Source organism: Streptomyces sp. NBC_00122 (assembly GCF_045160845.1).
Classification (GTDB): domain Bacteria; phylum Actinomycetota; class Actinomycetes; order Streptomycetales; family Streptomycetaceae; genus Streptomyces.
Genome location: NZ_CP108191.1, coordinates 3,357,391 through 3,380,762 on the forward strand (window position 1 = coordinate 3,357,391; position 23,372 = coordinate 3,380,762).

The following is a 23,372-nucleotide window of genomic DNA, read 5'->3' on the forward strand; positions in this document are numbered from 1 at the left end:
GGTCGTGGCGAAGGAGAAGGGGGCGAAGAGTCCGTACGGCGTACCCTTGGAGCGGAGCGACTACCTCAAGCTGGACAAGCATAAGCATCATTGTGAGCCGGAAGAATTCAGGAAATGGGTCCAGTCCGGTTATGGAAAAGGTAAGCGTCTCGCTATTGACCTCTTTTCGGGCGCCGGCGGGCTGAGCCTCGGTCTTGAGCGGGCCGGATGGACTACTGCGGCAGCCGTGGACTTCGATGAGCGGGCCCGCGAGACCCACGGGGTGAATTTCCCCGGGATGAGCCTTTGTGTCGACCTCGGGGACGACGAGCAGCGGGGCGAGTTCGTTCAGCGAATCCTCGACTCGGGAGCCGAGATCGACATCGTGGCAGGAGGGCCTCCCTGTCAGCCGTTCAGTCGTGCTGGGCGTAGCAAGATCCGGCACTTGGTCGACTACCACAACCGCGACCCGCACGACCTCCGCAAGGAACTGTGGCGTGCTTATGTCGATGTGGTGGAGCGGCTCCGTCCGCGCGCCGTCCTTATGGAGAACGTCCCTGACATGGGACTCGGCGATGATTTCAGCGTGATCCGGATCATTGAGGCGAAGCTGGAGAGTCTTGGGTATGCGACCCAGGTTCGTCTCGTCGATGCGTGGAACTATCGCGTGCCGCAGCATAGGAAGCGGCTGATCCTGCTTGCGCGGAGAGATGGTGGCAGCTTCACGTGGGAAAAGCCGAAGAAGCAGACCACCCTGCGTGATGCGATTGGCGACCTTCCTGCGATCGACCCTAAGCCTTTGGATCCGGTGGGCTCTCGAATTCTCGATTATGACGAGAAGCAAGAGCCGAAGCCTTCTGCCTTCGCCAAGGAGATGCGGAGGAAGGCTGATGCGGGTGTAATTCATGATCACATGACGCGGCGGGTGCGCGCCGACGACTTCAAGATCTTCACCATCATGGATTCCAAGACCCTCTACTCCGACCTGGACGAGAAGCTGGGAGATGACGAGAAGGACTTCCAGAGGTACGATGCGGAGCAGTTCACGGACAAGTATAAGAAGCTCGACTGGAACGAGTTGAGCCGTACTATTACTGCGCACATCGCCAAGGATGGTTACTGGTACATCCATCCTGAAGAGCCGCGAACGCTAACCGTACGCGAAGCTGCGAGGATCCAGACCTTCCCGGACCGCTTTCGCTTCGCAGGTACGCGAAGCGACGCCTTTCGGCAAATCGGCAATGCGGTTCCCCCACTGCTGGGCGAAGCCGCAGCCCGGGTTCTCCTGCCACAAGATGTGCCTGCCGGCCACGAGGTCGCGGACAAGTGGCCGAAGGTCCGTGAAGAGCTAACTCTCTGGGCCAAGGAGCAGCGCGCCGGTAAGCAGTGGTACCAGTTCCCCAATGGTCGGAAGATGAAACCGCTCGGGGCACTCGTCATGTCGGTGCTTTCAGGAAGCAAGCTGCACTCGAAGCAGCTTGCTAACGTGATGGAAGATGTTGCCGGGCACAAGGAACTGACACGGGATGTCTACCTCGCGCTTATAAACGCGGCGCCGACAGCAGCAACCCGCAAGCGTCTGGAAGACCGGCTCGGTCCGGTTGTCGACAGGCCCGAGGTCTGGGTAGATGCGGATTCGATTCTTGAGCACAGCAAGATGATGGGGCTCAAGCCGGCTGAACTTGCGTTGTTCAGGCTGCTGGCGGGCGGCGACATAATGCTGATCAACCAGGGTGCGTTGCGAGTAGCCGCGAGGTTGCAGCAGAACCAATCACACCTGACCAACCGGCTGACCGAGGGGCGGCTTAACCTCATTAAGCTTCTCGGCGCTGGCCGCGACGCACCGGTGCGCATGGCCGCCATCAGGTTCGTCGGCGAAAACCTGTGCCGGGAGAAGCAGCCTGTTTGCGGAAGCTGCCCGCTGAGCGACTACTGCCCAACCCGTCCGCAGGAGGACGAGGGAGCCGCAGCCACCTTCGATGCTGCACTAACCGCAGGCTGACAGGCCCTTTCCCTGACAGGTGTCGGGGAAAGGCGGCCCGCTCTGCGTCAGTACTGACTTTCAAAACGACCTGCTAGGCAAGGGAGCCCTGTAGCGGCAGCCCCAGTTGGTCCGGGACTGCCGCGCTCACGCCGTCTCGTGGTCGAGGTCGGCGGGAATAGGGTGGAACCCTTGCCGCAGAGCGTCCTCGTAGACCTCCATCGCCTGCCTGGCCTGGGCCCCGACGACCCGTCGTCCCTGGGATAGGCGCTGCGCGACACGGTCGGCGAGCTGCCTGTCCACGGAGCGCAGGACCCGGCCTTCGCGGGCCCAGTCTGCGAGAGCCTGCCACTCCTCGCTGGGGATGTCCTCGACGGCGGCTTCAGCCTCGTCCGACTCGGTGCTCTCGGGCGACGCGATCTCGAAGGGGTCAGCCGTGAGCTCGGTGGCCAGCGCGTCGGGAAGCGTCCACGGGATACGGGACACTTCGTCCCAGCAGTCGGGCTTCTTCGCCCACTCCGACACGTGCCGGTCGCTGGCGATCACCGTATCCATGATCAAGGGACAGAGTTCGTCGAGGGCGCCATTCAGGGCGTCCGTAGTGCCCTGTTCGTTCCAGATCCTGTCGAGGTCGATCCGCTTCTTGGCCTCAAGCGAGAGCCGGGCGACCGTGTAGGTCGTGATCAGCCGTTTGTGGCTACCAGCCGAGTGTGTACGGGCGATCCGGTCAGCAGCCTGGAATAGGAGGGAGGTGGCGATGGCGCGCTTGCAGTACTGCACGTCCACGACGGGATCGGACTTCTCGATCCGCTCCATGAAGTGGGCGAAGTTCTTCTGGGCGCCGCGGCTCACCCAGTGCGGGAGCTGTTCCCAGGAGTGCACGAAGGTGGCCAGGTCTGACTTGCTGAATCTCTGCCGTGTCGGCGTGATCAGCTTGAACTTGCGCTGGGCGGCGCGTGACTCGTACTCGGCGGACTTGTCGGTGTACTGGCCCCGTGCCCGCTCGTAGAACCATCGCGTCTCCTGGCCGCTGCCATCGGTTGCGGGGGCCCACAGGCTACGGGAGACACGTTCGAAGGCGACGTGGAACTCGTGGTTCGAGCTGAAGTCGACCAACGTCACCTTGTTCTGGGTGTTGGAGTACTGGGAGATCCTCGGAACGATCTCGGAAAGGTGGGCGGGATCGACGATTGTGAGCTTCATCTGCACGTGGACCCCGTCCAAGTCCCGCTTGTCACGGGTCAGGACGTGATGCAGCGAGGCGGTGGTCTGGCCGCCATTGACGATTTGGAGGCCGGTCATGCTCCTGATGGCGATGGGACTGCCGGCCTCGTCGGTCTCGAAGTCCACGTCCGAGGCGGTGGCGGTCACACCGTTGTTGTAGGCGAGGAACTGGCCCGGGGCGTTCAGCAGGGTGTCGCGGATGCCCTTGTTCACAGCGCCGCGGGTCTGGAGGAAGGACCGGACGTTGAGTTCGAGCAGCCGGGTCCTGTGCTCCTTGTACAGCTCGGCCAGCTGTCGACCGGGAATCACGGCCAGGACGACCGAGTAGTTCGGCTCGTCGCTGTGAGCCGCCAGGCAGGGAAGGGGACGCTCGAAAGCCACCTTGATGGGCTCGCCGATGCTCCCGGATGTCTCGTGCCTGTGGAGCCGCGCGAGGTCCCAGAGCTCATAGGTGACGGGGATCCCCTCGAACTCCGTGGGCTCCGGGGCGCTCGTCGTGCTGACCCGGTTACTGAGGAGGAAGAGGCGGATCTTCGGAACGTTCGACAACGCCTTCTCCACACCGACGCACATGTCGTGCACGTCGGTGTTGTCCTCCTGGTTGGGGCGGATCGCCCCGTGCTTGCCCAGGAACGCGAACAGCCTGCGGAAGAGCCTGTCGGACTCGGCCTTGGTCAGCTTGCTGCTCGACGGGGTCAGGTTGAAGTCCGTGGTGTAGAGATCGAGGCTTGACCCGTCCTCAGGCAGGCCGTAGCCGTAGATCTCCAGTCCCCGAGAGGAGTGGTAGGCGAGTGCCGCGTCGGTGACGACACCGGCTTCCTCAAGGATCTCGAGTACGTGCTGGGTGAACGTGTTCGGAATCGAGCCGCCCTCGGCGTCCGCCAGCGCCTGGATGTCGGTGACCAGCGCGCGGGAATACTCGTGGACGTCGTGCTCAGCCATGGGTTCCTCGGATCAGGTCGACCAGTGTTTCGGCGGTCACGCTGTGGGTGGCCAGGGCCGACACGTCAATGGTGTAAGTGCAGTTGCCGATCCCGGGCGGCAGCGCGGCCTCGATGATCCGGGGGAAACCCTCCCCGACCGTCCAGAACTCGCTGCGACGCAGGGTGTAGCGATCGTGGTCGTAGAGGTCCCGTTGGTTCGGCAGATAGCCGGCCTGGACCAGCAGGCTCTCGAAGCGCTGTGAGGCGGATGGTGAGGTCAGACGAGCCCGTATCTCGTCCACCAGGCCGTTCAGGCTCGCGCCGAGCCCCCGCTGCCGGTCGTCGAGGACGACATGGGCCAGTGCGAGGGGCGTCGAGTCGGCCGTGTCCAGCTGCCGCTCGCTCGCGATCTGCACCGTCCGGGGAGAGCGGACCGTGGTCGACTTCACCTCGACCGCAGCGCCGGGCAGCTGGAAGTCCTGGTTCGTCTGCCGGGGTCCGGTCCAAGAGCTGATAGCTGTGTGCTGGTCGACAGCTGGCAGGACGTACTCGAGGAGAAAGTGGAGTTCGCCGAAGAGGCCGCACCGAGCCTGTCGGGACAGGCCCTCGCGCGACACAGAGCGCAACAGCTGCTGCCAACCGACGTAGCGACGAACCGCAGCCTCCGCCGCCGTCTCGGTGGTCGGTGAGTCCCGCACCACCTCTGCGATGTCGGAGACGAGCGGGGTGAACACCTCCGTGAGTTCGTCGTCAGTGAGCATGACCTGGAGCTCGTACTGGTTGCCGGACACCGACGACAGGTTCAGCTGCAGGCCGCGTGTTGCCGGCAGTTGTTGGATCTCCTGACGTACGGTGTCAGCGGTCCTGGCGTCAGTGCCGAGCAGCAGCATCCGCCGGAGAGCGGGGTGCGTCACCGATACCTGGATGTCGTGTGGGGAGTCGGGGTAGAGCCGCCGGGTGGACCTACCCGGGGTCTGCTGGTGAGCTTCCAGCTCCTGCCACACACTCTCGTCGATCACTCTTCGTCCTCGAAGTCGTCGAACTCCATGTCCTGCTTGAACCAGATGTCGTTCACCACGTACTCAGTCTTCAACTGGTGGCGGGAGAACGGGAAGCTGATTGCGAACCCGACCAGCGGAGCGACCGGCTCGGGGTTTCCCGACGACTTGGCCACCTCGGCAGGGCTGAGGGGATACAGCAGAAGCAACGGCTGGTCAGGGCGGCGCTGGTGACGCAAAGGCCGACCGCGAGGGGTGTCCGGATCGAGCGGTTCCCCCTTCCTGTTGAGCTTCCCCTTCGCGGCTTCCTGCGTGGCTTCCAGGGCACGCTTGCGCTGTTCCGGGGTCAGGTCGCGGAGCTCGTCGGCAGGGCTGAGCACACGCTTGATCGTGTAGCGGCCGGAAACGACGTCCGAGGACCGGGAGTGGCTGCGCGTGATGAGGCCGACGGAATGGCCTGCGATCTCCGCCGGCGCTCCCTCGGGCAGTCGGCTCGCCAGACGGATCGTCCAGTTGCCCAGCTCACCCTGCTTGGCGCACTGGCGTACGTACTCCGCGATGAATGCCGGCCGCACCCGCTGGGCCTGTCGGTCGGTGAGGTAGGAGTCGAGGAAACCCTCGGTGACGTCGGAGGATGCGACGCCGCTCCAGACAATGGTCCCGCTCCGCTCGTCCACCTCCCTGGCTGAGTGCGCATCGAGGCGTGCGACAAACGACTCGAGCAGCTCGTGGTTGCTACGGACCACCTTCTCGGAGAGGTCGAAGATGGTCGTCTCGGGAAGCTCACCGGAGTAGCTGAGGCGGACACGTGTGCCCTGCCTCATCTTGTTGGACGCCGTGATACCGAGGCCTAGCGACGAGGTTCTGACCTTGAGACCGTACTCGCGGGGGGTGAGTCCAACCGCGGACATCTCCTCTACGTCGCGCCGGAGTTCGTCTGTGGCCGCAGTGATCTCCGCGTACTGGCGCTGCAGCGTACGTGTCGTGTACAGCCGACACAGGTCTTCGTAGCGAGGACGGTAGCCGAACCAACGTCCCATCTGCAGCAAGGTGTCGTACGTCTTGGAGGCACGCAGGTAGTAGCTGACCGACAGCCCTTCGAGGGTCAGACCGCGGGAGAGCTTCTCGCCGCCTACGGCGATGACTGACAAGCCGGTCTCCCGGCGCTCGTAGTACTGGAGGGCGTCCTTCGCCGCACCGTTGACCGCCATGACGGTGATCTTCGCGAGCGCGGCATGGAGATGGGCTTCGACTTCCTCCCAGTCGAGCCTGTCACCGGTCATGTCCTCGGTGCAGGGGACGAAGTCCTCCTCCCAGAGCTGCCGCAGCTCTTCCTCGAGTTCTTCGCGTGCGCTGCTGAACCGGTCCTGGAGAACGTCGAAGAGCAGGCGTACATGGGCGTCGATCTGGTCGCGGACCTGCTGCTGCACAGCGGTGAAGCGGGTCACGTGCACCAACATGGAGTTGTGCACTGCGACCTGCCCGCGCGCTCGGCGTGCCGCACAGGTCAGGACGAAGGACCGGATGGCGCGCTGGAGTGACTCGGGCAGAAAGTCAGGAATCTGGAGGTGGGACTTGTGCTTGTCCGGCACCCAGAGGTCCGTGTCCTTGATGTGCCTTATGAGTGGCAGGGGCTCGATGTCCTCCTCGTCGCCGTCGGTCTGTAGACCGAAGAGACGCTCTGGGCCGAGGTAGTTGGACGGCGCCCGCAAGGTGCGGATGAAACTCTCCGGGAAGAGGTCGGGGCCCAGCTCGGCATCGTCGGTATCGGGGTTGATGTAGATGTTCGCGAAGGGAGTCGCGGTGTAGCCGACGTAGGACGCCTTTGTGAAGCTGTTGACCAGCCGCCTGATGGCCTTGTTGATTGCCGACGGGTTGGTGTCTGGGTCCTTGGAGGTGTTCACCCCGGCGTTGTCGGCCTCGTCGTCGATCACGAACAAGGGGAGGTCGGGAACGACCATCCGGCCGGTCTCCGGGTCCTCCACGCCGTGGTTGTCGATGACCCAGTCGCGCAGGTTGTCGATGATCCGACGGTTCTTTTTGACCACGAGGACCACCGGGACACTGCCCACCGGCACGTTCGCGGAGACCGCCGTCTTCCGGGCGAAGTCCCCCTTCTCGTGACTGGTGGTGAGCGACGCGGCCTTCAGTCGCTTGCCGTGATGCGACATAGCGCCAACGCCGATATGACGATGCGCGTCGTCGTCCGAGCGGAACTGGAACTGGGTGTCGAACCCAAGGAGCCCCTCATCGATACGGAGCTGGGTCTGGCTGCGCAGGTCGTTGTGGATCCCTGCGAACACCACGATGAGCCGGTAGCCGGCGTCGGCTGCTTTCGCGGCGAGCCCAATGAACTGCCCCGTTTTGCCGGACTGTACCTGTCCGATCACGAGCCCGGTCCGGCGCCAGATGCCTTCCCGCTGAGGGTCCTCCAGCTCACCGAGAACGTCGTCGGTGCTCTGATCGAGGCGGCGAACGACCTGCGTCGGGAGCTTGGACACGCTCAGCAGGTAGCGCCGGTAGCGGTCCCAGAAATCCCAGTTCCGGTCGGCCTTCGCATCGGCGAGCCAGGCCACGTGTCCCTCGCCGTTCGTCATCGCCGAGGAATCAGCCTGGAACACGGAAGCTCGGGCCTCGAGCACCTTTCGCACCTGGTCCCGCTCCACGGTGATCCCTTGGGCAGCAAGGATGCTGACCGCGGTGTTCACGGCGAAGTCCACCTCGGCCGACGTTGCCTGGCGGTCACCCGGCAGGAGCAGCAACGCGGTCTGCTCGGCCTTCTCGAGACTGTCTTCGGGGGTGGTGCTCACAGCGACCTCCAGCGGCCGGGTCGGTTGGGAGTGGGGCTACCAGGTGGGTCAGGAGTTCCAGAAACCTTGTTGCTCGTCGAAGGGAGGCATGGAGCCGAGTACTCCCCGGGCGTCCTCAGGGGAGCGGCCCTGCTCCAAGAGCACCTCGTACACTCGGCGAGCGATGTCGACGGTCTCGGGAGCGGCTGGCCCTGGACCGCCGAAGGGTTCGGGGTCGTCGACTGTGTCGGTCTCGTGGAGCATGCGGAGCGCCGTGACTGGGACCGTCTCCTCAAGGAGGCGGAGCATCGAGCGGACGACTTCCGGATTTCCCCCTTGGTCGTCCATCGCTGCCTTCACCAAGGGGTGTTTTCTGTTGATGCGCAGAGTGATCCGGCCGTCGTGACGCTTCACGTTCCAGGCAAACCTCAGGGGGTCACCGTGTGCCCGCGACACCACCTGACCACGCTGCCGTGCGGAACGGGAGGCCGCCTCGCGGGTGTACCTGGCGATCCTCTCCAGGTGACGGCGCAAGGAGACGGGGGGAACCACGCTCGCTTTGCGCACGTCCACGCCCCAGTCCGCGTCGGCCTCCGCCGGGATGTCCACGGCAATCCGCGCGAGGTTGTACTTCTCTTCGCGCTTCAGGCCGCGGATCCCCAGCCAGTCCCCGGCCAGAATCAGGCGATCACGGCGGTAGACGTAGAACCCCTGTTGCCCCAGCCATCCCCTCTGCCCGGCAGCCGACTCGTATTCGGCTTCCGAGAGACGCTGTGCCGTCGGGAGGATGAAGGGCTCCACGCGCACCGACTGCGATCCCAACGGCAAAGGCTCCCAGGGGATCCGCTGTACCGACGGGTGCGTGGACAGAAATGGGTCCCACGGGGAGAGGTCGGAGCCGCGCACCCGGATCCGGCACCGGACCGGACGCTTCAGGAAACGCGCGAAGACCATCGAGAGATGGGCTTCCGTACGCTCCGCCTCCGCATAGAACTGGGCCTGCGTCTTTTCGTCGTCGCCAGCCACGGCGGTGTTGTGGTAGCCGGAGAGCTGCTCCCACAGGACGACGGTCCCGTGCTGCAGGCTTCCCGCGATCCGTCGCAGGAGGGCCATGGTTGTGTCGCCGGGGTCACGGAGTAGCCGCCACTCCTTGTAGTACTCCACGACGCCGAGGTCCCATGTCCGAACGTGCCAGATCCCGTCCTTGACTGTGGCTACAGTGAGCTTGCGGCACTGGGAGAACGAGGCGGACTTCAACCCCACACCGAAACGACCGAGATCCGTGGCACTCCGCTCGGCGGATGGGCCGCGGGCCGCCACCGTCATGGCGGTCACCAGCTCGGGCTCCGTCATCCCCTTGCCGTCGTCCGTCACTGAGATCCAGGAACCCTGTCCGTCCCACGTGAAGTCGACGTCGATGTTCTTGGCCTCTGCGGAGACGCTGTTGTCCACAAGATCTGCGACGGCGGCGGGAAGTGAGTAGCCGAGCGAACTGAGCGACGCCACCATGCCGGCAGGGTCAGGCGCGGCAACGTCGAAGTCCATCTTCACGCTCCGTACCCGGTGCACCCGGTCAGTCCTGTGTGGTCGGTTCGTCTGTGTGCTCCGCGAAGCGGCACATGACAGGACTGCTCGGGCTTCGTGCGGTGAGTGCGCTGCTACTCGTCCCACGTCAGCCGAAATCCCCCGTTCGGAGCATGCTACCGAAAGGGGCTGGTCGGGCGTGAGTGATCTTTAAGAAGAGTTGTCCACTGGAGGCTTGCTCAGTCCAGGTCCCGTTCGCATTAGCGTCGTTGGTGACACGGGCTGCCATGGCTGATGGTCATGCCGAGGGAGTTGGCCTGTCCCCTGTCGATTCACCGCTGGCCTGCTCCATGCCCGACAGGGGGCTTGGCCAAGCCCGGTGGCTGAGCCAGAGCTCAGAGATGCGCTCCCTGGCGGTGGGCACGTTCTCAGAGGGTGGCGCGCGTGCGGCCAGGCTCAGTCCGACGCTATGACGTGGCCTGCGCGCCACGCGGAGACAGGTTTCCTGCACCCGTGTGGTCAGGCCCCTGTTTCCGGCAACTGCCCGTGTTCCAGGTAGGCAGTCAGGCCGTTCGTTCGGGCCTGGATGCCAGCGGCGATTCGGCGCGCGAGGCGGGGGATGGTGAGGTCTGGCACCTGCTCGGCGCCGTGGAAGTCGTAGCCGCGGAGCTCGTCCGCTTGCAGTGCGATCTGTTGGCGGTGGTCTGCGTCGAGGCGGCCGCCGTCGAAGAGGTAGAGGACCTTGTCCCCCTCTCCCTGATTCGGCGCCCAGTCGACGACGAGGAGGCGGCCGATGTGGGGCTTGATGCCCAGTTCCTCATGGACTTCGCGCACACAGGCCTGTCGGGGCGACTCGCCCTGTTCGACGTAACCGCCGGGAAGGTCTCGGTAGTCCTTGTACGACGGCTCGACGAGGAGGACTCGATCAGCTTCGTCGAAGAAGAGAGCGCCGGCCGCCATGCGGGGGTGGGCCATCTTCGCTTCGTGCTCGTTCTCGCTCACGGATTCGACTCTAGCCGCCAGCGACGATGCGGAGCCTTCGGGCCAGGTCGGCCACGGGGTGGGACGGCCGGCCTCTGGTACCACGTATCCAGCCGATGACCAGCTCTCGGCTCATGTAGTGGTGACGGACCTGTTCGGGGGCGGCCTGTTCAGCTTCCAGGAGGACGGCCAGGGCTTCGTCGGTCCGGTTCCAGGCACTCAGCGCCCTGGCAACTTCGAGGCTGTGCCGCACGCGCCGTTCCGCCGGCATTCCGCTGGTGTCGATGTGAGCGCCGAGGTCCGCGGCGATCTGGATGTCGCCGAGTTCGCCGGCGGTGGCTACGCAGTGGATCGCGACATTCGTTGGACCGAAGGCTGTCCACATGTGGTTGGCATCGGCGCCGAGGCGCTGCGCGGTCTCGTCGGCCTCTCGGAGGAAGGTCTGCGTAGCTGCCCGGTCCTCTGCTCGTGCGGCGGCCATCGCCCCGGTGAGGAACAGCGTGCCGTACACCGAGAGGTACTCGTCGTTTGCCGTGCCCAGTTCCGGCTGCATGACGGCTGCCGCGTCGTTCACGAGCTGGACCGCTGCCGTGAAGCGTCCGGTGGCCAAGAGGCAGTGCGTGACCGCTCGGAAAAGCGAACCTGTGACCTCGCTTCGGCCGCTGTGCTGCGCGGCTGCCAGACCGCGGTCAGCGGCGATCCATGCCAGTTCGGGCTCTCCGACCTTCCCCAGCACCATGGCTGCTCCGTGGTAGACGAGGGCGAGCAGAGCATGGGCCTCCTCCCCCTCGTACCCCGAGTAGGCGCGGGATGCGGCGAGTGCGTCGGCCAGGACGAGGGGAAGACGTCGGGTGGCGAAGCCGTAGCGGGATGCCTGGTAGGCGTCGAGGACGTCGCCCACGTTGGCTCGAAGGCCCTGTAGGGCAGGCGGTTCGTCATCGGGTGTAGGGCCCAGCAGGGGCGTGAGCTGCTTGTAGTCCATCAGCGCTTCGCGTAGCGCGGGGACTGTGCGGTGGCCGCTGTCGGCCGACCACTCCATGAGCGTCGGCTCCGCTAGTAGGTCTCCGAGGGAGACGTCGAGGGCGTCGGCGAGTGAGGTGATCACCGAGAGGCGATCAAGCTCGATCCGGTTGTTCTCCGCCTTGCTCAGCCAGTCCGTGGTACGGCCGACAAGGCCGGCCAGGACCTCTTGGGAGAGGCCGCGCCGCCGCCGGTACCAGGCAACGCGCTCCCCGATGGTCAGGTTCTCTGTCATCCCTCGCATGTCCTGATCATCACCTCGTGGCCGAAGTGGACCCCGGAAGGATTTTCCGGGGTGTCGCGGGGCGCCCTGGCTACTGTCGCAACAGACCGAGAACGCCGCTGGGAAATGCGAGCAACTCAATCTGCATCAACCGGCTTTGGCTAATGACGTTCATCCGTCCCACCCGTCTTCCTCAGGCAGAGAGATCGGAGTTTGTCATGCGCAAAACCATCACGACTGAGGGCGGTTTCCTGTCCATCGAGACGGGCACCATCGAACCCGACGCGACGACCATCGTGGAGCGGAAGGGACTCGGCCACCCCGACACCCTGGCCGATCACCTCGCCGAGCGGCTGTCCCGCGCTTACAGCCACTACACGGTCCAGCGCTTCGGCGCCGTGTTGCACCACAACTTCGACAAGCTCGCCCTCCTCGGCGGGGCCAGCGAGGTCCGCTACGGCGCTGGTGGGATGACGGCCCCGGTCCGTGTCTTGGTCAACGGGCGGGCCGCGCCAATGTGCGGAGGCGAGACGATCCCCGTTGAGGAGATCGTCGAGGCCGAGGTCAGGGCGTTCTTCGCCGAGCGGCTCCCGGAAGTGTCGGATCACCTCGACATCACGTTCAACATCACCAGCAACTCCAGCCCCGGCGCGGTCCTCACGGGCGACGCGGTGCCGGACCGCACCCGCTGGTTCAACCCACGCTCCATCGACGACCTGCGAGAGCGTCGGGTGCGGCTCTCGAACGACACCTCCCTAGGCACCGGCTGGGCCCCGGAGAACGCCTTCGAGTCGTTCGTCCGCGAGCTGGTGAACCACTTCTCCGGCGAGAGCGACTTCACCCTCTCCCACGCCTGGTGCGGATCCGACGTCAAGCTCATGGGCTACTGGGACGGGGACCAGGCCGACGTCGTCCTGTGCGTCCCGCAGAAGTCGCGCCACGTCGGCAGCCGCGCCGAGTACGTCCGCAACGCCGAGACCGTCCTGGCCGAGTGCTACCGCATGGCCGGCCTCCGCCTCCCCGGCGCACCAGCCCGCTTCCGGCTCAACGCCCGCGACGTCCCGGAGAAGGACGAGCTGTACCTGACGTACACCGGGAGCTCGATCGAGTCCGGCGACGAGGGTGTCGTCGGCCGCGGCAACCGGGTCAACGGGCTGATCACGCCGCTGCGGCCCATGAACCTGGAGGGCGCCAACGGCAAGAACCCCGTCTACCACGTCGGCAAGCTCTACAACATTGCCGCCCAGCGACTGGCCGAGCGGCTGCACGAGGCCACCGACGGGCACGCGGAGGTGCACCTGGTCAGCACCACCGGCCAGCGTCTCGACCAGCCGTGGCGGATCCTGGTCCGGTTGTCCTCCCCGGACGTCGAGACCGACAAGGTCCAGGCGCTCGTGGCCGAGGCACTGGAGGGCTTCCCCGCCCTCACGGACGAGCTGGTCTCCGACGGGATCGTGCTGAGCTGATGGCGACGCAGACGCTCGGAGATTTGCCCTCGGGGTGTCGGGAGCGGCTGCTCGCGCACTACGGTCCGTCGGTCCAAGAGTGGCTGGAGGCCGCCCCGGGCCTCCTGGCCGAGGCGGCGAAGCGGTGGGACCTCTCGCTGAGGGGCTACCACGATGCCGGGCACGCCTCTGCGGTCGCGCTCGCCGTGGCACCCGACGGAAGCCGGTTGGTTCTGAAGGCGTGGGTCGACCCCATCCGCTACCGCCACGAGATCACCGCGTTACGGGTATGGGCCGGCGGCCCGACCGCGCACGTAGCCGAAGCGGCGGATGACCTCTCGGTGGCGGCCTTGGAGCTGGTCGGCGGGCGGCCCGGGGGCGCCGATCGTCCCGCACGGGCGACGCAATCGGTGGCCGGCGCGATGCATAGGCTCCATGCCCTTGGCCGCCGGAGGCCCGGATCGGGCGTGCCCATGCTGACCGACTTCATGCGCAAGGTCGTTCTGCCTCGCATCCACCAGCGAGCGCAGGCGCTCGACCTCGGCACCCGTGACGGACTCGTGCAGCAGGCGTGCCACGGGCTTGCCGGCCTCATCCAAGCCCCTGACCGGACGACGGTCCTGCACGCGGACCTGTACGCGGAGAACGTCATCTTCGACGCGCGGCGGCAACCACGCCTGATCGATCCACACCCTGTGGAAGGTGACGCAGTCTTCGACTGGGCCTTCTGGAGCGTCTATTACGACCTCGAACAGGGGCTGGCCGATCGGCTGGCCACCGCCGCTCGGATCTCCCGCATCCCCGTACCGGAGATCCTGCCGTGGTGCAGGGCCCTCGCTGTCGATGGCCTCCTCTACTACAGGGAGATCCGCGACCCCGCGGAACCGAAGATCGCCGCGGTCCTGTCCGATCTGCTGGCTACCGGAGCAGGGGGTGACCGATGACGACGTACGTCCTCCGTCACGGCCAGACGAACTACAGCAAGCGCTACCTGGTCAACGGCGACCCGACCAAGCACATCCACCTCAACGAGGAAGGCCGGCACTCCCTGCGCCGCGCCTGGACCACGCTCCCCCTGCACTCAGTGGCCACGTGGCTGACCAGCGAATTCCCGAGGGCTCGCCAGACGACCTCGCTGCTGATGGGTGTCCCGTCCGCCGGGCTCGTGGTCGACCCCCGGCTGAACGAACTGGACTACGGGGAATTCGAGAGCAGCCCCTTCCTCGAATATGCCGTCTGGCTCGACACGCACGGCTCCGCCGAGCGCCCACCCGGCGCTTCCGAGTCTCAGCGCGAGGGCATCCGCCGGATGCTCGCCGGAGTGCTCGGGGCTCTGGAGCGCCCTGGGCCCCGGGTCCTCGTCGGGCACGGCCTGCTGGTTTCGGTCCTCCTCTGGTACCGCGACCGCGCGGAGGGAGAGGCCATGCCGCTGTTCTTCCCCGAGGCCCCGCACGTCGAGCCGGTCGCCATTCCCGATGACGAGCTGCCCATTCTGATCACCGCACTCCTGGGCGATCTTGATTCGGGTGCGTGTAGGGAGATCACCGGCGCCAGTGACGCGGCGATATTGCGGATCAGCGAGGGGTCGACGGTTGCTAACGTCGATGGCGTATCCCCATCCCACTCGCTGGATAAAAAGGATCTTCCTCATGCATGACGCCCGCGCCCTGATTGAAATGGGTGCCGAAGCAGTTCGTCGGCTCGCTCGTCGCGGTTACTCCCTGGATCTGTCCCGGCTGGAAGACCTCCAGTCCCGGCGCAACCAGAGCATCCGCTCAGCCGACGAGCTGCGGGCGGAGGCCAAGCGGGTGGCCAGCGAGGTCCAGCAGACGGCCAAGCAGGGCGGCGACATCTCCAAGCTGAAGGAGCGCGCCCGCGAGCTGAAGGACCAAATCCGGGACATCGAGACCGAGCAGGAGCAGGTCCAGCAAGAGCTGAGCGAGCTCCTCCTGACCATCCCGAACCTGCCCGACGACGCGGCCCCGGACGGCGACTCGGAGGAGTTTGCGGTCGAGGTCCGGCGCATCGGCACCCCGCCGGCCTTCTCCTTCGAACCGAAGGACCACGTCGATCTGGGCGAGGGCACCGGCATCCTCGACTTCGCCCGTGCCACGAAGCTGTCCGGCCCCCGCTTCGCGGTCTCCCGCGGCGCCGGCGCCGCGCTGGAGCGCGCCCTGGCGACGCTCTTCCTCGACATCCACACCCGTCGCCACGGGTACGTCGAGCACTCGGTCCCGTACCTGGTCAGCCGCAAGACGATGACCGGCACCGGACAGCTGCCGAAGTTCGAGGAGGACCTGTTCAAGACCGGTGTAGCCGACCGTGAGCTGTTCCTCATCCCGACGGCCGAGGTACCGCTGACCAACCTCTATGCCGATGAGATCATCCCGCCGGCCGACCTGCCGCTGGCCCTGACCGCGCACACGCCGTGCTTCCGGTCCGAGGCAGGCTCGTACGGCCGCGACACTCGGGGGCTGATCCGCCAGCACCAGTTCGCCAAGGTCGAGATCGTCCAGATGGTCGACCCGGCGGACGCGGACGCCACGCTGGAGACAATGGTCGGCCACGCCGAGGCGTGCCTGAAGGAGCTCGGCCTCGCGTACCGCGTCGTCAAGCTGGCGGCCGGCGACACGGGCTTCTCGGCCCAGCTCACGTACGACATCGAGGTCTGGATCCCGAGCCAGAACACGTACCGCGAGATCTCCTCGATCTCGAACTTCGGCACCTTCCAGGCCCGCCGCGCGAACATCCGCACCCGAGGCGAGGACGGCAAGCCCAAGCTCGTCGCCACCCTCAACGGCTCCGGCCTCCCCATCGGCCGCACCCTGGCCGCGCTCCTCGAGCAGTGCCAGCAGCAGGACGGCTCCCTCGTCCTTCCCGAATCTCTCTTCCCGTACCTCGGCTTCCGCCGTATCTCGGCGGACGGAACACCGGAGGCATAACGTGCTCGTCGGCGTCTGCGACTTCCCTGGTAGCTACGCCTTTCCACCCGCCGGGTACGGCGGGATCGAACGATGGCTGTGGGCGGTCGCCGTAGGCGGCCGGGCCGCAGGCGCCGACGTCCACCTCCTCGGGCCGGGCTGGCTCACGGACCTGGAGAACGACTGGGTCCGTAAGCCGGTTCGCCTGGAGGACATCGCCGCCGGATCACTCGCCGAGCGTGAGCTTCGCGGCAGCGGATACGACCTCCTGGTCGTCGGGCACGAGTACCCCTCGCTGCCCGCATGGACCCGTACCTGGAACGAACTGAACTGTGACGTCGCCACGTTCCAGCACTCGCCGGTCTTCCAGCACGCCACTGCCGCCTTCGACGGCAAGCGGTCACGGCTCTACTGCTACTCGCCCGAGATGATCGAGCGGTACGCCGACCACCAGCCGATCCCCGAGCTCGCCGTCCACCTCGGCCTCAACGAGGAGGAGCCGCCAGCCGTCGCGGGACAGGATCTGGTCTGGCTCGGCCGCATCGACGCCGAGAAGGCGCCGCACCTGGCTGTACGCGCCGCCCAGATCCTGGGCCGGAAGATCCGCATCGTCGGCCCGATCTTCGACCACGACTACGTACAGAACCACGACCGCCTCTTCGGAGCGGACCACGTCGAGTGGGTCGGCGAACTCGGCGGCCCCGCCAAGACGGCCGCCCTCCGCCACGCCTCCGTCTTCGTCTACACCTACGCCCGCACCTACGTGGAGGCCGGCGCCGCTGTCTTCGGTGAGTCCCTTCGCGCCGGCACCCCTATGGCCGCCCTCACCTGGCGCACCGGAACCTGCGCCGAAGCCGCCCTCTGCGACCAGACCGGCGCCCTCACCGTGGCCAACCCCGACGCGGACGACGAGCAGGCAGCCCACCTGCTGGCCCGCGCCATCGAACAGGCGGAGGACCTCGACCACGGTCAGGTCCAAGAGATCGGCCTGCGCCGCTTCGACCCCGCGCGGCACTTCTCGGCGATGGCATCCCGATCGTGCTGACTGAGGCAAGCAGTGCGGCCGGAGATGCGCTGGCCTTGCAAATACCCGCCGTGCTCCGCGCGGCGTTAGGTCCCCACTGGGAGTTCGCCGTCGACGGCCCCCGCATCGAAATCCGGCACCCGCACCGAGGCACCCCGTACCGTCCCCCGCGCCGACCGCCTTCGTGGAAAGAACTCCTCCACAATCTGGAGACCGCCTTCGCCAACGTCGGCGCTCCACGCGACGACTGTCTCCCGCTCCGCTGGGGGCGCGACACAGAACTCACCATCTCGGCTGTCCAGGCTCTCGACCCGCTACTCAAGGACGGCAGCCCCCAGACGTACCGGCGCGGGTTCCTCCCCCAGCCCGTCGTTCGCTTCACGGGCGAACGCGATGCCTCGGGCGAACTGCGCGACGGCTTCCTTACCTCCTTCGTCAATGTCTCCCGCGTGCAGCCCATAGAACGACTCGACGAGTACGGGGCGATACTCGACGGCTGGCTCTCCGTGCTCTCGCAACTCGGTTTCCACGCCCGACATCTGAGCATTCACGGAGCTCTCACCCCTTGGCGCCGACGTGAGGTCGCAGGCATCACGCTGCACTTCCGCCACCTCGACCTCGACCTCGGCGACATCGTCCTCCTGTGGAACGCCGAGGATCCGACCCGCATGGCAGTAGACCTCGGCACGGGCCTGGAACGCCTTGCCTGGGCCCGCACTCGGCAAGGCTGGCCTCACCTGGTCTACGGCCGCTTCGCTCAGTCGGCACCGCCGACGACGCTGGACGCCATCCGCACCGCCACGCTCCTCCTCGGCCACGGGATTCATCCCGCAGCGCGCGGAGCAGGCGGAATCACCCGGCGAGTCGTAGGCGCCATTGCCCCAGAGGCTGCACGCCTCGGCGTCAGCGCCATGGTCCGCGACGCATTCCACTACTGGACTCTCTTCGGCGAGCTTCGCGTTCCGTGGCCGGCAGTCGCCTGCCTCATCGAGGAGGAGGCGCGCCGGTAAATGAGGTCGGCGTCCCTAGCCCCGTTGAAGTCGTGAAACTCCACTCCCGCCGGGCGACAGACGACATGCGGCAATTGGCCAGTCTCGCCGCCGTACACCGAACGACCCCCGAGGCGGCCAAGCTGCGCGACCGCATCAAGGAGACGATCAAGACGTGACCCTCGCCCCCACCGACAGCGTTACCGTCTCCCGACGCGTCCTCATCGATGCCTGCCGAACCCTCGGGCTGGATACCGGGGGCGCCGAGCCGATCCGGATCGCGGAGAACGCGATATGGAGGCTCCCCGGGAAGGTGGTAGCCCGGATCTCCCGCCCCGGTGGCACGCCCGCAGCGTCACGTGAGATCACCGTCGCCAACTGGCTTGCCGACAAAGGCGTCCCCGCCGTACGGCCGGCCCCCGGCATCGCCCAGCCCATCACCATCGATGGCCGAGCGGTGACGATCTGGGAGGAACTTCCGCCGCACCGCGACGGGAGCGTCAACGAGGTCGCGCACCTCTTGAAGGCCCTCCACGCTCTTCCGGAGCCCGACTTCGACCTTGAACCGCTCGAACCGTTCCGGAAGATCCGCACCAGGCTCGACCAGGCGAAGGCCATCAAGGAGACCGATCTGGAATGGCTGTACCGCTACACGGACAGCCTCGAAGAGGCATGGCTTCGGCTCGTGGAGACCCCTGGTCTGTCGCGGTGCGTCCTGCACGGGGACGCCTGGGTCGGCAATGTCGCCTCCGCTGACGACGGCACGGCCTATCTCCTCGACCTCGACAGTTTCACCGTCGGCCCGCGGGAGTGGGACCTGACGTCCACCGCGGTGAAGCTCACGTCCACGAGCAGCATCACCCGGCACGACTACGAGGACTTCTGCACCGTCTACGGCGCGGACGTCACCACCTCGGACGGGTACGAGGTCCTCCGGGACATCAGGGAGCTGCGGATGACGGCTTACGCCGCCCGGATCACGACCGAGCACCCCGACCACCCCCATGCCCGCGACGAGACCCAGTATCGGATCGAATGCCTCATGGGGGGCCAAGGGCAGCGGCCTTGGCGGTGGACTGCAGTGCCCTAGCGGTAGGTCAGTGCAGGTCGTGGCTTCCCTCAGAAGGAGCCGCACCGATGGCCGATGGACCACCGCTCGGCGACGCTGCCACACTCATCCCGGAGGTCACTTGGGCTTCCGGGGTGAGGCGGGGGCGGGATGGGGTGGCAGCCACCAGCTGGCGAGGGCTGGATACGGGGAGAGGACGGCATATATCGCCGGGGGCCAGGTGCGGAGAACGGGGGGAAGGCCCCGATACGTGCGCAGGAATCCGCACTGCAGAGCCGCAAGCGCGCCGTGGGTTGGACATTGTTCGCAGCCTTCGTCGTGTTGGGTCTTGTACTGAACCAGCGCGACATGGCAGCGGACGACGACGCCCCTACCGCAGCATGCTCGAACATGCTGTCCACGGGCTGCCTCTCCGTCGAGGACGGGGAGGGCTCGGTCTCCGCCGACTCCGACGTCTACGCAGACGATGTCTCCCCGACCGCCTCTCCGCAGGCCACCCCGGTTTCGACGCCGCCTTCCCCCAGCATTCCGCCAGAACTTGAGGCGGCCTTTGACGTCTTCGTGGAGAAAGGGCTTGTCCCGGCTGGCACCCCACACGGCGTGTGCCCTTCCTCGGCGCCGCAGAAGTGGTGGATCGGAGCCGCAGCCAACTGCTGGCAGATGTCCGCGATCCCGACGCCGTCGACCCTTACCAAGCCGTCGACCGCGCCAACGTTCGGCTCCGGCGTCACCATCTGCAGCGACGGCTGGGTCTCTGGCTCCAAGGGGCGCGGTACCTGCTCGCACCACGGAGGAGTCCGCTGAGTACAGCCGGGCATGTACCGGGCAAGAGCGCAGATGGAGTGATCGACGGGTATGCCGCAGGCCCGGCCGTAGTTTCCGGTCGGGCCTGCGGCATGGGCGGGGACCCAGGGGCAACGCTGATGGTGCGGGGTGCTGAGGTCGCTGGCCGGTGGGTGGCGTTCTGATGTCCCCGTGTGCGCTTGGGGTTTGTGTCTGGTGGGTCCGTCGTTGCCGTTTGGCCGGTTAGTCCTCTGCGTGTTCGGCGAGGTATTCGAGGGTGTCTTCCGCGGTGACGATGGGGAGCAGGCGCTCGTACTCGGCGTAGTCCTCGTCGGTCATGATGTCGATGGCGTCGTCGACCACGGAGCCCTCGGGGAGCTTGGCGAGGTACTTCAGAACCAGGTCGACGAAGACCTGGCGCTTCGCATCGAGGTCGCGCAGCCAGTCGGCCTCACGCCGCAACTGCGCCAGCCCGGCGGCCTGCTCTTCCGGGGTGATGGTGTTGAGCAGGAGGTGCTCGGCGTGGGTGAACGGACGCCCGTCGCGATGGTAGGGGCGCTGGGGGTCGTCGAGGTGGCCGTCCCAGTCGACGTCGGTGAAGAGAACGACGACGTCGGGGCGGATGGAAGGCTGGGGCATGGGTGGGTTCCTTCTGTGGTGTCGTGTGATCGGGTTCGGGGCGGTGTCTGTGGGTGGTGCTCGGGGCGTAGGGGCGCGCCTTGGTTTAGGGGGCATGGGTTTCGGGGGGCGAAGGGCTTTCACACCGGGGGTATGGGGCGGCTGCTGAGCGGCTGACGCCTGCTGACGGCCCTGGCCAATGGGTGGTCGAGCCCATCAGCCAGGTGGCGTCCCCTGCCGGATCGCCGTGATCAGCGCCGACGAGTGGCTTCGTTCGCTGCCCTGTTCGCGGGTTGTGCCAGCGCCGAGGACGGGGCCTTGTGCTTGCCTCGGGCGGGTGTGGCGTGGACGTTTCCGGGGTCGGCGGGCAGGTGGGCGAGGCGGCGCAGGCGCCAGGTGAGGACGTCGCTGACCGAGGTTGCGCTGTCCAGTTCCCGGTGCCGGGTGGCTTCGGTGAGCAGGGTGGCCGGATCGTGGCCGGCGGCGTGGGTGTCGGCGAGGGTGGCTGCCAGCGCGGGCCAGCCGGGCTCGGCCAGGACCTGTTCGGCAAGGTCGGGGACCACCTGGCGCAGAACGGCAGCGTGCCGGTGCTGCAAGGGCTGCGGCAGGACGCGGCCTCGCTGGCGGAGCACGGCTATGGGCTGCGCTGCTGCGGCCTGGTAGGCGGCGCGCAGGTGCTTGGCGGCCTGCCGCGCGGCTTCGGCCTGCTGGGCGTGGTGCTTCTTGCCGTGCCAGTTCGCCGCCGCGATGGCGAGGAAGAACGCCATGTCGATGAGCATGGCCGTGGTGGCGCCGTCTTCTCCGCGGCCGAGGGCCGGTCCGCTGTGGACGAGGTCCCGGGCAGCCTGCCGCAGGGCGCGGTCATGCCCGCGAGCGGCTCTCACGTGGAACCGGGTGGCCCGCTCGAACGAGGAGGCCGCGTCCCGCAGCTCCTTGCGGGTGTGCGCGGCGGAGGACTTGGCGAGCGCGTCGATCACCTCCCCCGTGGCTGCGATCTGCTCCGCGATCAGGCCGTCGTCGTCGCCGTTGTCGATGACGAGCAGCGCCTGCCAGGCGGCGGTGGTGGCGCGGCGGCGTGCGAACGCGGGGCCGGTGACCGGCGGCAGCGTGGGACGGTCCTGGTCGCTGCTGTCGTTGGCGGTCTCCGCCGGGGTGGTCCAGCGTTCGCGCATGCGGGGCAGGGACAGGTCCGGGGCGAGCTTCGACCCGGAGAAGTAGACGGGTTCGCCGCTCTTGTTGCGGTCGTCGGGCAGGGCGACGGTGTAGCCGAGGACATCCCCGGACGGCGCCTTCCGCTGCCGTACGAGGAGACCGGCGGAGGCGAGGCGGTCGAAGAACTCCTCCTCGCCCTGGGCGCCGGCCACGGCACGGCGGACGCTCTCGCGTAGTTCCTCCCTTGGGGTGCGTTCCCGCTGGTTGCGGTCGGCTTTGTGGCGTTCGGCGCTGGTGGGGCGCTGGGCTGCGGTCCCGTCACCGGTGCTGAGGCGGCGCAGGCCGTAGTCGGCTTCGATGAGACGGGCTTCGGCCTGGGAACGTTTGGCTTCGTTGTGGCGGCGGGGCCGGCGGCCGTCCTCGCGGACGGTCGTGGCGATGATGTGGATGTGGTCGTCGGCGTGCCTGACGGCTGCCCAGCGGCAGCTGGCGGTGTCGCCCTCGGGGGCTATGCCGGTGGCAGCAACCATGCGGCGGGCAATGTCGCCCCACTGCTCGTCGGTGAGGAGCGGGTCCTCGGGCGCGGCACGTACGGACAGGTGCCACACGTGCTCGGTGGGGCGCCGCGACTCGGGCAGGGCTTCGACGGGCTGGTCGAGGAGCTTTTGCAGGTTCTCGTAAGTGGCGGCTGGGTCACGGCCGGGGTCGGGGACGAGGCCGTCCCAGGCGGCGACGAGGTGGGGGTCGGTGTGCTCTTCGTGGGTGCCGGGCCCGTAGAGGTAGCGGATCAGGCCGACGGTGCGGCTGCCCATCTTGTGGACGCGGGGGATCATCCGGTGGGAGCCTCCGTCTCCAGGTAGCGCTGGGTGAAGTCCTCCACCCGCTGGGCGGTCCGCTGGACGGCGTCGAGGACCGCCCGGGCGTGCGGAGCGTCGGCGCCGGAGTTCAGGACGGTGGCGACCTGGTTCAGGTTCTTGCCGATCGGACCGAGGGCCCGGCGCAACGCGAACAACTCGCTGACGATCTCCCGGCGGGTGGCAATCTCGGCTTCGGTACGATCAAGATCGCGCGCGGCCTTCAGAGAGGCGTGGGCGAGGAACCCGGCGACGCTCATGCGGCAGGCCGAAGCCGCGCGGACGAGGAGCTCGTACTCGTCGTCGTTCAAGCGACAGCTGGGCTGGTGCATGCGCTTGTTCTCGGCGCGCAGGCGTTCACGCTGGCGCACGTGGGATGTCGTCGGCACGGCGTGCGTGCAGCGCGTGGTGTGGCAAGTGTGGTGTCCGTCCCTGCCCGGGTGCGGTCCGCCCTCGGCCGCATCCCAAAGGACCGGCGCCCCCTGGTGCCGGTCCTCCCCCGCCACCCCTGGGGCGGGGGAGCCCAGAGCATTGCTCCCGACGGGAGCAATGCTCTGGGTACAACTTGCTCCGTCTGAGACTGAGTTTCCGGTCACCTGCTGGTCTGTGGGTTCCCCGGTGTGCTGGTCGTGCATGTGGTGCTCCTTCGTGGGGGTCTGGATGGGGGTGTCGACGCGTGTACCAGGCCAGGCCCTGATTGGCCTCTCGGGGAGATGGGCAGGTGGCGTCCGGCGAGGTGGGGGAACCACTGGGGTTCCGGGTTGCTGTGGTCCGCGTATGCGCCAGGTCTGTGGAGAGCTGGCGGAACCCGGAGATCGGGCTTCGCGGACTGCGGTTCCGGGGTCTGGCTAGCGGGCGCGCAGACCGCTTGATCG

18 protein-coding genes are annotated in these 23,372 nt (G+C 67.0%); 9 read left to right on the top strand and 9 right to left on the bottom strand.

The genetic code is table 11. The features are described 5' to 3' along the window. Positions 1-4: 4 nt before the first annotated feature. Entirely contained in the window at positions 5-1,981 is a 1,977-nt protein-coding gene (locus OG737_RS15970; RefSeq protein WP_405921656.1) for a DNA cytosine methyltransferase, read from the top strand. Between the two features lie 126 nt (positions 1,982-2,107). Here the strand turns inward: OG737_RS15970 and OG737_RS15975 are convergent, their stop codons facing one another. From OG737_RS15975 to OG737_RS16000, 6 genes are all read right to left on the bottom strand, one after another. Further along, positions 2,108-4,126, bottom strand: coding sequence for an AIPR family protein (locus OG737_RS15975; protein WP_405921657.1), 2,019 nt, complete (start codon positions 4,124-4,126; stop codon positions 2,108-2,110). Then, entirely contained in the window at positions 4,119-5,126 is a 1,008-nt protein-coding gene (locus OG737_RS15980; RefSeq protein ID WP_405921658.1) for a PD-(D/E)XK motif protein, read from the bottom strand. The genes OG737_RS15975 and OG737_RS15980 overlap by 8 nt, the downstream gene beginning before the upstream one ends. Next, positions 5,123-7,915, bottom strand: a complete 2,793-nt coding sequence (locus OG737_RS15985) for a Z1 domain-containing protein (RefSeq protein WP_405921659.1) — start codon at positions 7,913-7,915, stop codon at positions 5,123-5,125. The genes OG737_RS15980 and OG737_RS15985 overlap by 4 nt, the downstream gene beginning before the upstream one ends. 48 nt (positions 7,916-7,963) lie before the next feature. Further along, entirely contained in the window at positions 7,964-9,439 is a 1,476-nt protein-coding gene (locus tag OG737_RS15990) for an ATP-binding protein (RefSeq protein WP_405921660.1), read from the bottom strand. 498 nt (positions 9,440-9,937) lie between these two features. After that, positions 9,938-10,420 carry an NUDIX domain-containing protein gene (locus tag OG737_RS15995; RefSeq protein WP_405921661.1) on the bottom strand — a complete coding sequence of 161 codons (483 nt, stop codon included), beginning with the start codon at positions 10,418-10,420 and terminating at the stop codon, positions 9,938-9,940. 10 nt (positions 10,421-10,430) lie between these two features. Continuing rightward, complete coding sequence (locus OG737_RS16000; RefSeq protein WP_405922423.1) at positions 10,431-11,654, bottom strand: helix-turn-helix domain-containing protein; 1,224 nt, start codon at positions 11,652-11,654, stop codon at positions 10,431-10,433. A 206-nt stretch (positions 11,655-11,860) separates the two neighbouring features. Between OG737_RS16000 and OG737_RS16005 the strand changes: the two genes are divergently transcribed. The 8 genes from OG737_RS16005 (at position 11,861) to OG737_RS16040 (ending at position 19,894) form a co-directional block, all read left to right on the top strand. Continuing rightward, positions 11,861-13,108: a methionine adenosyltransferase gene (locus OG737_RS16005; RefSeq protein WP_405921662.1), complete on the top strand. Its 1,248-nt coding sequence runs from the start codon at positions 11,861-11,863 to the stop codon at positions 13,106-13,108. Next, complete coding sequence (locus tag OG737_RS16010; RefSeq protein WP_405921663.1) at positions 13,108-14,031, top strand: aminoglycoside phosphotransferase family protein; 924 nt, start codon at positions 13,108-13,110, stop codon at positions 14,029-14,031. The genes OG737_RS16005 and OG737_RS16010 overlap by 1 nt, the downstream gene beginning before the upstream one ends. Next, a complete protein-coding gene (locus tag OG737_RS16015; protein ID WP_405921664.1) occupies positions 14,028-14,744 on the top strand; it encodes a histidine phosphatase family protein in 717 nt (238 codons plus the stop codon). Before OG737_RS16010 ends, OG737_RS16015 begins: the two co-directional genes overlap by 4 nt. Continuing rightward, positions 14,737-16,029: a serine--tRNA ligase gene (serS, locus tag OG737_RS16020; RefSeq protein WP_405921665.1), complete on the top strand. Its 1,293-nt coding sequence runs from the start codon at positions 14,737-14,739 to the stop codon at positions 16,027-16,029. The genes OG737_RS16015 and serS overlap by 8 nt, the downstream gene beginning before the upstream one ends. A gap of 1 nt (position 16,030) precedes the next feature. Then, positions 16,031-17,053, top strand: a complete 1,023-nt coding sequence (locus OG737_RS16025) for a glycosyltransferase (protein WP_405921666.1) — start codon at positions 16,031-16,033, stop codon at positions 17,051-17,053. Continuing rightward, positions 17,047-18,042, top strand: a complete 996-nt coding sequence (locus tag OG737_RS16030; protein ID WP_405921667.1) for a hypothetical protein — start codon at positions 17,047-17,049, stop codon at positions 18,040-18,042. Before OG737_RS16025 ends, OG737_RS16030 begins: the two co-directional genes overlap by 7 nt. A gap of 154 nt (positions 18,043-18,196) precedes the next feature. Further along, positions 18,197-19,111: a phosphotransferase family protein gene (locus OG737_RS16035; RefSeq protein ID WP_405921668.1), complete on the top strand. Its 915-nt coding sequence runs from the start codon at positions 18,197-18,199 to the stop codon at positions 19,109-19,111. Between the two features lie 279 nt (positions 19,112-19,390). Continuing rightward, on the top strand, positions 19,391-19,894 hold the full coding sequence (locus OG737_RS16040; protein WP_405921669.1) for a hypothetical protein: 504 nt from the start codon (positions 19,391-19,393) through the stop codon (positions 19,892-19,894). Positions 19,895-20,116: 222 nt separating this feature from the next. Here OG737_RS16040 and OG737_RS16045 read toward each other — a convergent pair whose 3' ends face one another. The 3 genes from OG737_RS16045 to OG737_RS16055 all read right to left on the bottom strand — a co-directional run bounded on the left by OG737_RS16045 (position 20,117) and on the right by OG737_RS16055 (position 22,868). Then, the gene (locus tag OG737_RS16045; RefSeq protein WP_405921670.1) at positions 20,117-20,512 is read right to left on the bottom strand and encodes a hypothetical protein; all 396 of its coding nucleotides are present in this window, start codon (positions 20,510-20,512) and stop codon (positions 20,117-20,119) included. Between the two features lie 230 nt (positions 20,513-20,742). Beyond that, entirely contained in the window at positions 20,743-22,476 is a 1,734-nt protein-coding gene (locus OG737_RS16050; RefSeq protein WP_405921671.1) for a relaxase/mobilization nuclease domain-containing protein, read from the bottom strand. Next, a complete protein-coding gene (locus tag OG737_RS16055; protein ID WP_405921672.1) occupies positions 22,473-22,868 on the bottom strand; it encodes a plasmid mobilization protein in 396 nt (131 codons plus the stop codon). Before OG737_RS16055 ends, OG737_RS16050 begins: the two co-directional genes overlap by 4 nt. Positions 22,869-23,372 lie beyond the last annotated feature (504 nt).